Here is a 13,826-nt window from a genome sequence, read left to right on the forward strand (position 1 = left end):
GACCTCTCCGTCATGCGAAAGCCAAAATCGCAAGCGCACCGGCCAATAGAACCATGGCGCGGACATAGAGCATCAGCCCTTGCCGGATGTCTGCGGCGAGCGGATCGCGTGCGCCCTCGTTGAGCCAGGATTCGTCGGCGATGCTTCCGTGATAGACTCGCGGCCCACTGAGCCGCACGCCAAGCGCGCCGGCCATCGCTGCTTCCGGCCAGCCGGCATTGATCGAGCGGTGACGGTTCGCATCACGCGCCATGCAAGACAAGGAGTTCGAAGGGCGCGCCGCCAGCAGCACAAACAGCAAGCCGGTAAGACGCGCTGGTATGAAATTTGCGAGATCGTCGATGCGCGCGGCAGCCCAACCGAAATCTTCGTGGCGCATCGTGCGATGGCCGATCATGGAATCGAGTGTATTGATCGCCTTGTAACCGACGATGCCTGGCAGCCCGAACAACGCCCCCCAGAACACGGGCGCCACAATGCCGTCGGAAGCGTTCTCGGCGAGGCTCTCGATGGCAGCGCGCGCAATGCCCGCTTCATCGAGAGCTGCGGGATCGCGTCCGACGATCTGCGCGATCGCCGAGCGTGCGGCTGCGATATCACCGTATTGCAAGGTGTGAGCAACAGCGGCCACATGATCATAAAGAGAACGCAGCGCAACCAAGGGCCATGCGAAAATTCCCAGGAACACAACGCGGCTCCAATCAAAGACAAGCGCAAGTTGGATTGCCCATCCAATGCCGGCCGAAACTCCAATCACGAAAGTCGCTACGGCTGCGCCAGCAATGCGCCGGACTCCAGAAGGGTCGATGGTCCTGTTAAGGCTAACATCGAGGATGTTGATCAGCCTGCCGAGCCAGGTGACGGGATGACCGACGCGCGCGAACAGTCCATTGGGCCAGCCCAACAAGGCGTCCACCATCATTGCCATCGCCATCGCTCCCGCAAAGCCCATTCGTCGTCTCCCGTCTGGGTCCTGATGCACAAGAATTCTGGATCAAGGCAAGCCCATTTCGCCTGATTCGTCTTTGTGTTTGTCAGAGATTGGTGATTAGTGCTGGCCTTAAACGGAGGACGTCATGGCTATCATACTCATCACGGGCGGCGCCCGATCCGGCAAAAGCCGACGCGCGGAAGTCCGCGTCTGCGCCTTTTCGGGGCAACCCTTCTATATTGCCACGGCAGAGGCGCTCGACAATGAAATGGGCGAGCGAATAGCAAGGCATAGGGCGCGGCGAGGAAAGGAATGGATCGAGCGCGAGGTTCCGCTCGATCTCGTGCAGGCGCTGGTCGAAACAGATGGCCGCGGTGCAAGGCTGGTCGATTGTCTCACGCTCTGGCTGTCGAACCTGCTCCACGCGGAGCGGAACTGGTTGCAAGAGGCTTCGCTGCTCGCTGACGTGCTCGCCCGGCAACGCAGCCCGGTCATCATGGTTACGAACGAGGTTGGGCTCGGCATCGTGCCAGACAATGCGTTGGCGCGCGCATTCCGGGACGCGGCAGGTATCCTGAACCAGACGATTGCCTCCGTTGCGGACGAAGTCGAACTCGTGGTCGCAGGATTGCCGATGAAGCTGAAGTAGCTCCGCTAGTTGCTGGGTACAGGGCTGAAGACACATGTATCATTTCAAGCTTCTCAGGGGCATCGTCACTGACCTGAGAAATGCCATCTCGTTCTCCACGATCCTGCCTTTCGGGCCGGCGAAGCCGGTTAGCGATGGCGATGTTGCCCGCGCGGGCTGGGCGTTGCCGATGGCCGGACTGCTGGTGGGTATTACAGGAGCTGCGGTCTATTGGATCGCGCGCGAGGTCGGTTTGACATCTGGGCCCGCCGCCATGCTGGCGCTGGCGGCCACGGTCCTTTTAACCGGCGCAATGCACGAGGACGGTTTTGCCGATACCGCCGACGGCTTCGGCGGCGGCCGGACGCGCGAGAGAAAGCTCGAGATCATGCGGGATAGCCGGATCGGCACTTACGGCGCGTGCGCGCTGATTGGATCCCTTACCTTGCGATGGAGCGCGCTGGAAGCGATCGGCGAGCCAAAATCGATTGCGGCTGCGCTTTCGGTTGCACATGCGGCGGCACGCGCCGGCTTGCCCGCTTTCATGTGGCTGATCCCGCCGGCGCGATCGGACGGGCTTTCGGCCGGAGCCGGACGACCGCCGGGGCGAAGTGCGGCCCTTGCATTTGCTCTTGGGGCTCTTTGCCTGATCTTCGGTTTCGGGCCGAGCAAGGCGATGATCGGAGTGATTTTGCTGTCACTGGTCGGGCTGATGCTGGCGTGGCTTGCCACAAGACAGGTCGGAGGACAGACAGGTGATATACTAGGTGCGTTTGAGCAGATTGGCGAGATCGCGATTTTGCTGATGGCGGCCGCCCTGCCCCACACGGAACTGCGACCCTGATGGTCTCATTCGACGAAGCTTTTCGCCGGCAACTGCACGAGCTCTTTGTGTGGCGCCGCGATGTGCGGCGCTTTCGTCACGATCCTCTGCCGAGCGGTGCCATGGAGTGGCTCATTGAGATCGCCTGCCTTTCTCCTTCGGTCGGCCTGAGTCAGCCTTGGCGCTTCATCATCATCGAAGACAAGGCGAGGCGCAGCGCTGTAGTCGAGGACTTCAAGACCTGCAACGCCGATGCGCTGCATTCTTATTCAAGCGAACGCGGCGCGCAGTACACTACCCTGAAGCTCGCCGGCCTCGAAGAGGCGCCGGGTCATCTGGCCGTTTTCGCGGACAAGGCAAGCGATCTCGGTCATGGCCTCGGGCGTGCAACGATGCCGGAAACTATCGAATATTCCGTTGCCGCAGCCATCTGCTGCATGTGGCTCGCTGCACGCGCAGAAGGCATCGGACTAGGCTGGGTGTCGATCCTGAATCCGGATCGCATCCACGAGATTCTTGAAGTGCCGGAGTCCTGGAAATTCATCGGCTATCTCTGCGTGGGCTATCCCCAGCTGGAGTTTGATCGACCCGAACTTGAACGCGCCAACTGGGAACATCGCCGAACATCGAAGGAGTTTACGATTAGACGCTAACCCATCGCGGGCGCAATTACCGCGGCTTTGTGCTCCGAGGATTCGGACGTCTCCTTTGAGAGAGCCTCCACGCAGAAATGGACCAATGACTTGTCGCGCGACGCGAACTTTTACGCGACTTTCCTAACCACTGGACGACAACGAGATCCATGAATCCGCTATGACCGTGAGAGCGACCATCATGGCATCCAGTGACGTGTCAATGCTCGCGACCCACGCCAATCACTGCGATGCGGACCGCCGTTAAGGCACTTTCGTAAGTCAAGGATTGCAGCATGGGGCTTCGGCCGAATAGCACTTCCGGCGCATCGTTCCTCGCGCCCCCGACCATCAGGACCTTGCCCCCCGCCGTTTGGCGTTTGGTCGTCGGATTCCGGATTTTTTCATCATCTGCGCAAGTATTTGCGCGCAAGCTCGACTGCGACCAGCAACGCATTGAGCATAACCAACGTCGAGGAGCATGACATGTCTGCGGCCGGACCGGAATCAGCGGTTTGCCGAGGAAGACCAGGTCGGGACACTTGGGGCAAAACCTCTGGCTCGCCGCCGCCTACAACCTGGCTGGTGGGGCAGTCGTTATGGTGTCGATTTCGGTTTTAGCTGATAGTGTTGCAAAAGTCGAAAGTTGCAGGGCTCAAGATTTTTCGCGAAAGCACTAAGCGGCGAGCGATCGCTGATTCGTATGACCTCAATCACGTTATCGAAATCGCCTGTGAATTTTGCGTGGGGCCGTGAGGTCCCTCACATTTTGTATACGAAAGTCGCGCCCACGCCCCGCAGAATTTTGGCCATCGGCGAAAATCGACTTTTGCAACACAATCAGCTAGGAACGGATAACCCGGCATCACCGATTGCGGGACGATCAAGCTGGGATCGGTAAGATGGCGCACGTGCCAGTCGTCGGAATACTTTGTACCGACCTGCGCTAGGTCCAGGTCCGGTGCGCTTCGATCCCCACTGGAACGGATGGCCGTACATGCTCTCGGCCGCGAGCGAGTAGTGGCCGTACTGCTCCACCTCGTCGCGCAAATAAGCGGGTCATCTGCGAGTTGCAGAGGTAACAGCCCTCGCGCACGTAGATGTTGCGTCGCGTAAGCTCGAGCAGCGCGTAGGGACGTCCCCATCGACCACCTCGATCGTGCTCTTCAACTACAATAGCGGAGTGATCTCGACCAGGCCTCCGATCGCGATCATCGCGAGAATGCTCGCTATCAGGATGTTCGAGTTCTTCTCGAAAATACGATGTCGCGTCCAGAAAGACATTGACGAGCTCCTCATTCGGCCGGCTGATGAGCGAGCGGCGAATGCACCTCGTCCTCGGCCACCCGTACCGTCATCCAGAGAGATTATAGAGCACGATGCCGATGGTGGCGGTCCAGAAGTGCCAGTTGACCAGCTTCAAGCTGTAGAGACCCTTCCGATCCCATAGCCAGGCGATCAGGCAGTACAGTGCGCCTAAGGAAACGAAGCCGACCCAGCCCAGCGCGCCGGAATGCACGTGACCGATGGTCCAGTCGGTATAGTGGCTGAGCGAATTCACAACCTTGATCGACATCATCGGGCCTTCGAAGCTGGACATGCCGTAGAAGGCGACCGACACCACGAGCATGCGCAGCACGGGATCGGTGCGGAGCTTGTCCCAGGCGCCCGATAGCGTCATCAGGCCGTTGATCATGCCGCCCCAGGGCGGCATCCACAGCATGATCGAGAACGTCATGCCGAGCGTCTGTGCCCAGTCCGGCAGCGCCGTGTAGTGCAGATGGTGCGGGCCGGCCCAGATGTAGAGGAAGATCAGGGCCCAGAAGTGAATGATCGACAGTCGATAGGAATAGACCGGCCGCTCGGCGCGTCTCGGGGTGAAGTAGTACATGATGGCGAGGAAGCCGGCCGTCAGGAAGAAGCCGACTGCATTATGCCCGTACCACCACAGGAAGATCGCATCCTGCACGCCGCCCCAGGCAATGTAGGACTTCGAGCCGAACACCGAGACTGGCAGCGCCGGGTTGTTACCGAGATGCAGCACGGCGATCGTGACGATGAAGGTCAGGTAGAACCAGTTCGCGACAAAGATATGCGGTTCTTTCCGCTTGATGATGGTCGCGAGGAAAACCAGCAGATGACCACCCAGACGATCGTCAGCCGGAGATCTGCGTACCACTCCGGCTCGGCATATTCCTTGGACTGCGTGACGCCAAGCAGATAGCCGGTGCCGGCGACCAGAATGAAGAAATTGTAGCCGATGACGACGAACCAGGGTGCAAGATCGCCGGCAGGCGCGTCCGGCAGGTCTTCTGCACGACATAGAGCGAACTTGCGATCAGCACGTTGCCGCCGAAGGCAAAGATCACCGCGGACGTGTGCAGCGGCCGTAGCCGGCCAAAACTCGTCCACGGCAGATCCAGATTGAGCGCGGGCCATGCGAGCTGGGAAGCGATCAGCAAGCCGACCTCAAATCCGGCGATGCCCCAGATGACCGACATCACGGCCGAGAACTTGATTGGGGCCATATTGTAATTGAGGCGGCCGTTGATTTCCTGCGCGGGCGATGCCGCCGGGCGATCGAAGTAACGGTTGAGGATAGCGAATGCGGCGGCGCCGCTTGCGATAAAACCAAGCGAAGCATGGAGGGCGAACGGCCCATCCAAGGCTCTCGCGCCTGCAATCAGGCACAGATAGGCCATTACCGCGAAAAACAACGTTAGTCCGGCTTCGCCATGGGTCATCCGTTTGGTGGTTTGAAATGGATACATTCTCGCATTCTCTTCGCGAAGGCATCTGCCCCGGAACGCAGATTCCGCTTTAGTTGGATCCCGGTCCGAGGCCAGACCAGGTGCTTCCGCCAGCAATTTCAGAAGGCGCGTCGCTTCCGGGAATTCGCCGTGGGCTGTTGTGACGTCGTCCCATGTGAGCCGCCCCAAGCCAGGACGGCGGCGAAAATCGCAAAAACCGACACCACACCTACGGAAACAAGTATCGACTCGAGGAGCATAGCGACTCTCCTGTTGCAGCTGCTAGATGCTCTGGGAGCACCGTTGCAAAGCGCGCAGCACGTCGGTGCGCGAAATGATCCCAGCAAAATGTTGACCCGTTTCGATCACCGGCATGCTTTTGATCCGATGATTGACTATGAGCTCAAGCACCCTAGTTAATTTCGTCTCTGTTCTAACATAAATGAAGTCCGGCGTCATGACGTCCATAGCCGTCAAGTTCATCAGATCGTCGTGGCGCGGCATGATGCGAGCGCGGGTGACGACAAAGCGCGACATGACATCCAACTTTGAAACCACGCCGATGACTTGCGAGTGATCTTGAACGGGATAGGAGTTGAAATCACCCCTTTGGAAGAGATCACAAAGCTCACGCAAAGTGAGGTCCCGCGTAACGACTTTCGGCGTGCTGGTCATGTGGTCTGCAACAATTTGTTCGAGGAAGCTGTGCAAGCTGCCCCCTTCTCCGGCTGAACACCAATTCAATCACCCTCTCCTGTAGGGCTGTCGCGTTAAGTAAGATTCCGGCGTTGTTGAACCTCCGCTATGGCGCGCGGAAGCGCGTGATGATCGCTCACAAACAACCTTAACATGTTCATCGCTCCCGAAACTCCACGGGCAACGCGTCCCTCAAAAGGCTGACGCACATAGGTGATGATGCGGCAACTCACATCCGAGAATAGCTTTCCGGTGGAGTATATGATCACGCGCGCGAGGCCACCCGCCAACGGCGGGAGGGAGACCTCATCACAACTTGGCAGGTCGAGACTCAAAGGCACCCCTGATCCTTCTTTGCGACGCGCCTTCCACGTAGCTCATCGGATTGCAGGATTTGGGCCACCACAAGCGCTGCGGATTTTCCTCAGGTTTTTTTTCCTGCGCAATGTCGTTCGCAATAGCTTGGCGGATTTGAGACATCGCACCGTGTTTGCTTTTGGACAGAAAGGCCGCGCTGCACGTTTCGGCTAAGGCAACATGGGTCTGGCAATCGGCCTGGCTCTTGTTCTAGTCAGCTCTGGCGCACGGTCGACCCCATCGGCAGAATGCCAAGCGAACTATGACATCCAATCGGCGACCTGACGTGCCGCAGGGCCATCGGCTGTCCAGTTGAGCTGGTACAATGTGTTCTGCTTCCGTCTCGCTAGCCTGATACAGCTGAATCGAGCGAGAACGACAAGCGAAGTGAGCTTGCGAACTATTATGGACAGGAGCGCCTACCGCGCTAAACGAGCTATCTGAGCGCGCCACACTTCTTCTGCCGTCGATGGCGAAACCTATGTCGATTGGCTGCCTGCCATCCCCGCCTCCCCTGCGGCATCCCTCTTTGCAGGTTCCGTTCTGCCGGTGGATGTGGTGGTACTGCGGCTGTCATACCTCGGTGTCAAAGCGTGACGAGTTCATCGTCGAGTACGTGGCGCTGGAAGGCGACTTGAAGAGCCGAACCTGGAAACCCGGAATTCCCCGATGCGCAGCTGCGTATCTTAGGTTACGGCCTACGCGCGCCTGGAACTACTGCTAGCCGGCCGCCGAGATCTGGCCGAACTCGGTCGCCTGCAGCTCGAACAACCCGCGATAGATGCCGCCAGGGCGCGCGGTCAGCGCTGCATGCGTACCCTGCTCGACGATCTCGCCCCGATCGAACACCAGGATGCGATCGAGGCTGCGCACCGTCGACAACCGGTGCGCGATCACGATCGAGGTGCGGCCCTTCATCAGCCGCTCCATCGCCTGCTGGATCAGGCCTTCCGATTCCGAATCGAGGCTCGAGGTCGCCTCGTCCAGGATTAAGACCGGTGCATCCGCCAGGAACGCGCGCGCCAGCGCGACGCGCTGCCGCTCGCCGCCCGACAGCTTGACGCCACGCTCGCCCACCAGCGTGCCGTACCCCTTCGGCAGCCGCAGGATGAAGTCGTGCGCATTGGCAAGCCGCGCCGCCTGCTCGACCGCCGCCATGCTGGCGCCGGTCCGGCCGTAGGCGATATTCTCCGCCAGTGTGCGGTGGAACAGGATCGGCTCCTGCTGTACAATCGCGATCTGGCTGCGCAGCGATTGCTGCGTTGCTTTCGCGATATCCTGGCCATCGATCAGGATCCGGCCGCCGGAGATATCGTAGAGCCGCTGCACGAGTTTGACGAATGTCGTCTTGCCTGAGCCCGAGCGGCCGACAAGGCCAACGCCTTCGCCGGCGCGAATGTCGATCGACAGCCCGTCATAGAGCGGCATACGATGGTCGCCGTAGAGGAACGTCACCTTCTCGAAGGTGATACGGCCGCCTTCGATATCGATCGGCTTCGCGTCAGGCGCGTCGACAATGCCGAGCGGCTCCCCGTGAATGGTGACCAATTCTTCCATGTCGTTCACCGAATGCTGCAGGTTGTTGATGTGCATGCTGATATCACGCAAATAGGCGTGGATGACGTAGTAGCTGGTCAGCACATAGGTGACATCGCCCGGCGAGGCGCGCCCGGCGATCCACAACAGGATCGCGCCGCCGATCACAGATCCACGGAAGCACAGGAGCATCATGAGCTGCGCCATGGAGGTGGCGTTGTAGCGCAGCCATGTGCGCCGCAATCGCATGCGCCAGCGGCTAAGGACACTTTCAAGTCGCGCGTCCTCGCGCGCCTCGGCGCCGAACGATTTCACCACCGCGTTGCAGGTTACGGCGTCCGCCAGAGTGCCGCCAACTTTTGTGTCCCAGCCGTTGGAGACTTGTGCGGCGGGCGCGATATAGCGGATCGAGAATGCTATCGTCATGGCGACATAAATCATCGTGCCGACCCCCATCACGCCGCCCAGCGCAGGCCAATGCAGCCCGAGCAGGATCATCGAGCCGACCAGCACTGCCAGCGACGGCAATAGGGCCATCAGGATGGTATCGTTAAGCAGGTCGAGCGCCCACATGCCGCGCGTGATCTTGCGCACGGTCGAACCGGCGAAGGAGTTGGTGTGCCAGTCAGTCGAGAAACGCTGGACGCGCATGAACGCCTCGCGCGCCACGTCCGACATTGTCCTGAGGTTGAACGGCACGATCGCCTGCAGACCTACAAGGCGTAGGATGATTGACACGAGGCCGAGCGCGATGGTGCCGCCGAAGGCAACCAGCGCCGCATGTCGCGCCTCCTGGTCGGAAGGGCCTGACGTCAGTGCGTTGACCAGATGGCCGGAGTACACCGGCATGAACAGGTCGGCCAGCGTAGCGCCGAGAAAGCCGACGATCACGACGACAGCGCGGATGGGCTGCTGCAGCCAGTGGCGGAACACGAATGGGATCACCACGCGGATCGCGGTGGAACTTTTGTCATCTACAGCGGTCATGGTGCAATCCGGTCGCTCTCACAGCGCAAGCCGGCTCCATCTGAATTGACGCACGGCATCACAAAGGCGGCGCGGATAATGTTGACCGCGTTTCTTGAGTGAGCTGCCTCGTCGGCGATCAGCTCCCCCAGCCAACGATGGAATCTATTGTCCCCCAGTCCACCATAAAATTCTTTATCCGCAGCATAGGCGCGGCAACTACACATTTCATCAAATGCTATCACGACCATCGGAGAGAATTCGTCTCTCAGGTAGTCATTGACCTTACTAAAATAACGTAGCCGGCCGCCCAATCTTTCCCAAAGATCCTTCTGGGATCCATCAGCAACGAGCTCCATGATTTGGATGAAACCATTGGTGTGGCGCTCTCCGTCCGCGGCCCAAGCATTAAAGAAAGCTGCACCTTCCTCGGTAGCGATCAAGTTACGGATGGACAACTCCTTTTCCAAATGCCTTGCGTCATATTCCGTATACAAATCTATCCACAACTTGTTCCAGCCTGCGCGCAGAGTTGATGGCTCAGCGGCGAACATGGCCGGCGTCAGACCACTGGACAATTCTGACGGCGTCGATTTGCGTCGAATTAGCGGGATCATCGGACTCCCCCTCGCGAACCTTGGATGATGCGGTCTGCATAGACGCACTTTCTTCCGGAATTCCCGTGTGGCATTCGATTGCGCGAGCTTGGAGTAATTTTGTAGGAATCTAGACTGAGCATGCGGTTGCCTTCGTAGAAATATGGGTGATTAACGACGCAAAGGTGAGAAGTGGTTGCTCCACGCGCGGAACGTCCCATTCGAGACAAGCTCATAGAAAACCGAATATTGACGGCTCTGTCATTGATCGCGGTCAACATGCTTACCAATACTAACCTCGGCGCCCCGCAGTTTGCTGCGCCAGCCGAAGGCGCAGCCGCGGTACATACTTCGACACTCGCACCGATCTCGGTAACATCCGCGCCTTTGTTTCGGTGCCGTCCGGAATCCATGACACCTCAGTCGCCGCACCGAGGCGTTGATAACATTACGCACTGTGTCCATCCCAAGCCTACGGTTAAAAACGGATAAACTCGCAATCATTCGGTCAGCAAAAAATGGGAGCACAACACCGCTTACGCTTGAGGCTCATGCGAAACAGTCCAGAGTACACGTTCGTCATTTTTCGAGTCCCTGGCCTTGATTATCGCCCTTTCGGTGTTGTGGCCCCACTCGGAAGATTGGCGATGTTCGCTCTTCGCGTCAGGAGCGCCGCGGACATCAAAGCATTCTGATCCGCAGTGCTCCGATTTCGAGTACACCCTACCTTTCATGACTTAGAAGAATATCGACGTAGACACCAAAAAATTCAGAGCACGTCCCGTTTGGCGTGTGTATGTAATGCTTGTATATATCCCAGGTGCCAGATGCGCTGTATATGTTCCCGAGATCGCAGTACTGTCGCGATGTACGAGATGGCCTTTAGTCAATGCAGCCTCCACCGCAAAGTTGCCCCACACGGTGTTAGTAGCAACAACGGCAATCTGATCACTGGGCCGGCTGTCAAATAGTCCCTTCGCATAAAGACGAAGCTCAAAATACTGGCTGACTTTATTCAAGTCAGTCGGAGCGTACATTACAGAGAACCCACCATAGACACCACGAGATGCCGAGCCCTGGACATCAGACTGCCAGAGTTGCCTGTCCGCAGCGACGTAGTAGACACTGTTCGCGTTGGCTCTCGGCTGGTTCGGATACTGCAAATTCGTGTAGCTGCTGTTGTTGAAACCGGCGCCTGCCAGCAACCAGGTCTCGGGCACGCCAGGAGCAGCTTTGTTCTTATAGCCAGGTTCATCAAGCAAAAGAATGCCCGCGTTGGGCGTGCTCCAGTTTAAGCCGCTGGGATTTTCTGTTATCTGCGCAGATTGGCCGTCTGGACTGAGTGAGCGCTGGATTGAAACCTTATTATAGAGGCGAGCATCAAAATTGTACTTCAGGTTGAGAGCTGGCGTCGGCGCCGGATTGTTGCTCATGCCTGCTTGGTAAAGGATGTTCGACGGGGGTCCAAAAACGTTTACTCCTGCGTTCCCTCCGACCACTGTGCCTGCAAACTCATTTTGATTTCTGAGGTAACCCATTTTGAGTTCGAGTTTCCTGCCGAAAAATGTCTGATAGTAGGCAATTGTGTTGATTCCTACTCTATCTGGCCCGCCGGGCTTCCATGTCCAGTATTGCTGCTCGGCTCCTACGATGATCTGACCATCGGGAATTCCAAAGCGGCTTGAACCCGGGCAAGGATGTGAAATCCCTGATGATCATCACGTCTTCGCGGACGCGTGCGCCCGGCAAGCCTTCGAGGAACGAAGCCGGTCTTCCAGGCGTCGCCGACCAAGAGAGCATTTCAGCCCGCGGCACCCCTGCGATCGCAAGTGCAAGTCCCAGGGATTCCTTTTGCACGGCAAGATTTTCTCTTTCTTTCCATGTCAGACCCGGGATGGCCCGGGCGCGGTTCTCCGAAAACCGCGCCAGCCTTGCGGCCAGGTTGGGATCGCGCGCCGTCAATGCGTCCACCGCGGCCGCGAATGTCTTCGGCGGCAGCAATCCGCCGGTGCCGAGGATGCGACGAAGGGGGGCCCTGAGTCTTGCGGGAACCAGGCCGACAAGTTCTTCAATGGAAGGGGCCGTTCCAATCTCTGCAACTCGGTCATGTTGAGCCGGGCCAACCCGGTCCCCGCCGACATGCCCTTTCGGCCGTCGGCGATGTGCGTGATCGCGCCGTCGCGAAGCACGCCAGCACGACCAACATGTTGCTACCGCAGGAAAAGCTCGGCACGGGTTCGGCGACGTACCGCGTGGCCTCGTGCCGGTTTTCTTCGGCGTAGCTCAGAATAATGTCACGCCGGCCCTCCGGAACATGGAGGACGTAAGCGGTTGCGGCAGGCATGAGAGTGGTCCTTCAGCCGGAAATTCGACGGGTGGCGCAATCCGCAAAGGTAAGTTCCATAGGACGCGGTTGTAAGGGGAGCCCGCCACAATTGGCTGGGCTGCAGCCCCAGATCCGCATTTGGCTCTGCGTTTAATGAGCAGAAATAAGAACACTTGTCCCAAGGCGAGACGCTGGCTATGCGGCCGGGCAACATTTCAAGTGCGTTCCCCAATGCCAGAAAGGCAAAAAATAGCCGAATTTCTTTGCATTCAGACTGGAATCCTGAATCTTTATTGAAGTTTTTAGAAATAACCTTGAATATGGATAGGCATAGAGCTTTCTTACCCAAGGTTTTCCGTGAATCGCGACCATCTCAGCCATGCCATCCGGGAGCGACTGAAATGGCTACCGTCGCCGTTCGACTCCCATTACGGGGTCGTTCCACTGCCACCGCCCGAGGAGGGGATTGCGGTGGGTCCGGTCCTCGCACGGCTTAAGGCGGCAGACGCGGCCCTTGTCAGAATTGAGACACTCGCGGCGGAACTCAAGGACCCCTATCTCATCAGCCGCATATTGCCCCGGCGCGAGGCTGTAAGCAGTTCGTCGATCGAAGGGACGAACAGCACACTCGACGAACTGCTGTCAGTTGAGGAAAGCGAAGATTCCCCGCAGGGCGAAGCCGCCGCGCAAGTGCGCGACTACGCACTCGCGCTCGATAATTTTCTACCCCGCGCGCGCAAAGAAAAGCTGAAATTGTTCACGACCGCTCTGACTCAGGATTTGCGCCGTGCCGTTATGCGTGGCGATGCTGACTATAAGGACAAGCCCGGAGATTTCCGAGAGCGGGTGGTGTGGATCGGCGGCAGAGGCGACATCGCGTATTCGACCTATAATCCAACGCCACCTGCCGATATCGCGGCCTGCCTCGAAGACACCGTGAAATACATGCGCTGCGAGGGGACGCAGGCGATGTACCAGAGCTTCATCGTGCGCATGTCAGTGGCGCATGCGCATTTCGAGGCGGTCCATCCATTCCGCGACGGCAACGGCCGCGTTGGACGTCTGCTGTTACCGCTGATGATGGCGGCAGAGGGAATGATGCCGCTTTATCTCTCGCCCTACATCGAGGCCCACAAGACGGCTTATTACGACTCCCTCAAGGCAGCGCAGCAACGGCTGGAATGGCACGAAGCGGTGGGGTTCATGGCAGATGCAGTGGTCGGCACGACCGATGAGCTACTCAAGACGCGCGAGGCCTTGGCCACACTTGGTGCTATGTGGCGCGAACGTCGGAAATTCCGGCAGGGCTCTGCCAGCCTTCGCGCACTCGATGTATTACCCCATTATCCAGTTCTAACCGTGAAGCGCCTGGCTAAGCTTCTCGACATCACTGTGCAGGCAGCTTCCCAAGCAGTGGAGCAGCTTGTCGAGCGCAAGATTCTCGTGGAGCGGACTGGCTATGCCCGCAACCGCGTATTCACTGCGCCTGATGCGCTGTCGATTATCAACCGCCCGTTCGGCGAAGACCCGATTCTTCCCGGCCCACCTTCATGACGATTCTCAGTCCATGATCTGATGGTTCGTT

The 13,826-nt window shown here is 58.5% G+C and carries 10 protein-coding genes and 2 pseudogenes; 4 read left to right on the plus strand and 8 right to left on the minus strand.

What is annotated here, in order from left to right:
* Positions 1 to 10: 10 nt before the first annotated feature.
* The gene (gene cbiB / locus IVA95_RS04270) at positions 11 to 952 is read right to left on the minus strand and encodes an adenosylcobinamide-phosphate synthase CbiB (RefSeq protein WP_247509365.1); all 942 of its coding nucleotides are present in this window, start codon (positions 950 to 952) and stop codon (positions 11 to 13) included.
* 124 nt (positions 953 to 1,076) lie between these two features.
* On the opposite strand from cbiB, the gene cobU reads away from it, so the two are divergent.
* The 3 genes from cobU to bluB are packed head-to-tail and all read left to right on the plus strand — an operon-like array spanning position 1,077 to position 3,035.
* Positions 1,077 to 1,580: a bifunctional adenosylcobinamide kinase/adenosylcobinamide-phosphate guanylyltransferase gene (gene cobU, locus IVA95_RS04275; protein WP_247509366.1), complete on the plus strand. Its 504-nt coding sequence runs from the start codon at positions 1,077 to 1,079 to the stop codon at positions 1,578 to 1,580.
* Between the two features lie 34 nt (positions 1,581 to 1,614).
* A complete protein-coding gene (cobS, locus tag IVA95_RS04280) occupies positions 1,615 to 2,403 on the plus strand; it encodes an adenosylcobinamide-GDP ribazoletransferase (protein WP_247509367.1) in 789 nt (262 codons plus the stop codon).
* Positions 2,403 to 3,035, plus strand: coding sequence for a 5,6-dimethylbenzimidazole synthase (bluB, locus tag IVA95_RS04285; protein ID WP_247509368.1), 633 nt, complete (start codon positions 2,403 to 2,405; stop codon positions 3,033 to 3,035). Before cobS ends, bluB begins: the two co-directional genes overlap by 1 nt.
* A gap of 818 nt (positions 3,036 to 3,853) precedes the next feature.
* Here bluB and ccoO read toward each other — a convergent pair.
* From ccoO to IVA95_RS04320, 7 genes and pseudogenes are all read right to left on the minus strand, one after another.
* Positions 3,854 to 4,298: pseudogene (ccoO, locus tag IVA95_RS04290) on the minus strand (cytochrome-c oxidase, cbb3-type subunit II); the annotation flags it as partial.
* Positions 4,299 to 4,309: 11 nt separating this feature from the next.
* Positions 4,310 to 5,758 (minus strand): annotated as a pseudogene (gene ccoN, locus IVA95_RS04295) (cytochrome-c oxidase, cbb3-type subunit I).
* A gap of 288 nt (positions 5,759 to 6,046) precedes the next feature.
* Positions 6,047 to 6,475, minus strand: a complete 429-nt coding sequence (locus IVA95_RS04300) for a CBS domain-containing protein (RefSeq protein ID WP_247509369.1) — start codon at positions 6,473 to 6,475, stop codon at positions 6,047 to 6,049.
* 1,062 nt (positions 6,476 to 7,537) lie between these two features.
* On the minus strand, positions 7,538 to 9,340 hold the full coding sequence (locus IVA95_RS04305; protein WP_247509370.1) for an ABC transporter ATP-binding protein: 1,803 nt from the start codon (positions 9,338 to 9,340) through the stop codon (positions 7,538 to 7,540).
* Complete coding sequence (locus IVA95_RS04310) at positions 9,337 to 9,936, minus strand: hypothetical protein (RefSeq protein WP_247509371.1); 600 nt, start codon at positions 9,934 to 9,936, stop codon at positions 9,337 to 9,339. Before IVA95_RS04310 ends, IVA95_RS04305 begins: the two co-directional genes overlap by 4 nt.
* Before the next feature lie 716 nt (positions 9,937 to 10,652).
* A complete protein-coding gene (locus tag IVA95_RS04315; protein ID WP_346657979.1) occupies positions 10,653 to 11,621 on the minus strand; it encodes a carbohydrate porin in 969 nt (322 codons plus the stop codon).
* Positions 11,515 to 11,916, minus strand: a complete 402-nt coding sequence (locus tag IVA95_RS04320) for a hypothetical protein (RefSeq protein WP_247509372.1) — start codon at positions 11,914 to 11,916, stop codon at positions 11,515 to 11,517. The genes IVA95_RS04315 and IVA95_RS04320 overlap by 107 nt, the downstream gene beginning before the upstream one ends.
* Positions 11,917 to 12,598: 682 nt before the next feature.
* Between IVA95_RS04320 and IVA95_RS04325 the strand changes: the two genes are divergently transcribed.
* Entirely contained in the window at positions 12,599 to 13,795 is a 1,197-nt protein-coding gene (locus IVA95_RS04325) for a Fic/DOC family N-terminal domain-containing protein (protein ID WP_247509373.1), read from the plus strand.
* The last annotated feature ends 31 nt before the right edge of the window (positions 13,796 to 13,826 follow it).

Origin of the sequence: Bradyrhizobium sp. 157, assembly GCF_023073815.1 — a bacterium.
Classification (GTDB): Bacteria; Pseudomonadota; Alphaproteobacteria; order Rhizobiales; family Xanthobacteraceae; genus Bradyrhizobium.